The 1,662-nt window shown below is 38.7% G+C and carries 1 pseudogene; it reads left to right on the plus strand.

Going from position 1 to position 1,662, the window contains the following annotated elements:
- Positions 1 to 138: 138 nt before the first annotated feature.
- Positions 139 to 1,583 (plus strand): annotated as a pseudogene (locus tag QUB24_RS33365) (IS5 family transposase).
- The last annotated feature ends 79 nt before the right edge of the window (positions 1,584 to 1,662 follow it).

The raw sequence follows: 1,662 nt of genomic DNA on the forward strand, positions 1-1,662 counted from the left end.
TTAGGGCTTGCTGAATAAGCCTAAAACCCTTACCTCAAAAGACTTTGACTCGCGTTCGGCGTTGACAATGTGTAAGACTATGAGCTAAAATTAGTCAAAAGCCATGCACAGCAGCACTTTCGTTCATGTACCGAAAAGTTGACTAGGGCCCCAACCCCACCTTCCAACTTTGATCTTCACGGACAGGGGCAATTATCAGAGAATAATCGTTGGGTAATCATGGCAAAAATAATTCCGTGGTCAGAATTTGAAGATGAATATGCCGAACATTTTACAGTATCTACAGGAGCGCCTGCCAAATCATTTAGGATGGCATTGGGGGCATTAATAATTAAAGAAAGGCCTTGATCCAGCGACAAAGAAACGCTTGAACAAATAAGAGAAAACCCATACCTACAATACTTTATAGGCATGACAACCTATAGTGATGCCGCACCATTTGATTCATCCATGTTCGTTCATTTTAGGGAGAGAATAGGTGTCAACCTAGTCAATAAAATCAACGAAAAAATGGTCAAAGAGCAGACCGAAGTGCTAGGAGTTCTCGTCGAAAAAGAGTCATCAGCAATAAGTGAACCCAAAAATCAAGGAAAATTAATATTAGATGCAACCTGTACGCCAGCCGACATTAAATATCCGACCGACTTAGGACTATTAAATCAAGCAAGAGAACATACTGAAAAAATCATAGATGCTCTGCACAATCAAATTAAGTCACCCGTAAAAAAAAACCGATAACTTATCGAAACCGAGCCAGGAAAGAATACCTAACCATAGCAAAACAGCGAAAGCCACGACGAAAAGAAAGAAGAAAAGCAATTAAAAAACAACTGCAATACATCCAAAGAAATTTGGATAATATAGAGCGAATGGGCGATCTACAGTTATTAACCAAATCTCATTATAGAATGCTGTTAGTAGTTGCAGAAGTCTACCGTCAACAGTTGTCAATGTATGAAAAGAAAGAACATAGTATTCCCGACAGAATAGTAAGTTTAAAGCAACCACATATCCGCCCTATAGTGAGAGGGAAAGCTGGGAAATCCGTTGAATTTGGGGCAAAACTGTCAGCCAGTTGTCGAAATGGGTACGTATTTTTAGACCGAATTAGTTGGGATAATTTCAACGAATCAGGAGACTTAAAAATACAAGTAGAAGCATTTAAACGATTCACCGGATTTTACCCTGAATCAATTCATGTCGATCGGATATATCGAACACAAGAAAATAGAGCTTGGTGCAAAGAACTCGGCATAAGAATGAGTGGTGTCTGTCTAGGAAGACCTCCCAAAAATCTGAGCAAAGCAATGAAAAAACAAGCTCAATCAGACGAGAGAATTCGTAACTTAATTGAAGGGAAATTTGGAGAAGCTAAAAGAAGATTTAGCCTCGGTAGAGTGATGGCTAAACTTGATAATACTTCTGAAACAAGCATCGCAATAACTTTTCTGGTGATGAATCTTTCTGCCCTGCTACGGCAGGCTTTTTGGCTTTTTTTCGGTCTATTTCATAACAAAAACCTTTTTTCATGTTTTTTGGCTTCAATCATTGGTAAAAGCTATGTTTCGCCAGAACAAAATTGACAAAACTTATATTGCCGAGGAGAACTCGAATTCACTCATCTTTCTAAATGCTGTTTTCTAACTTTTTCAGCAAGCCCTA

This window comes from Microcoleus sp. B9-D4, from assembly GCF_036705105.1.
Classification (GTDB): domain Bacteria; phylum Cyanobacteriota; class Cyanobacteriia; order Cyanobacteriales; family Microcoleaceae; genus Microcoleus.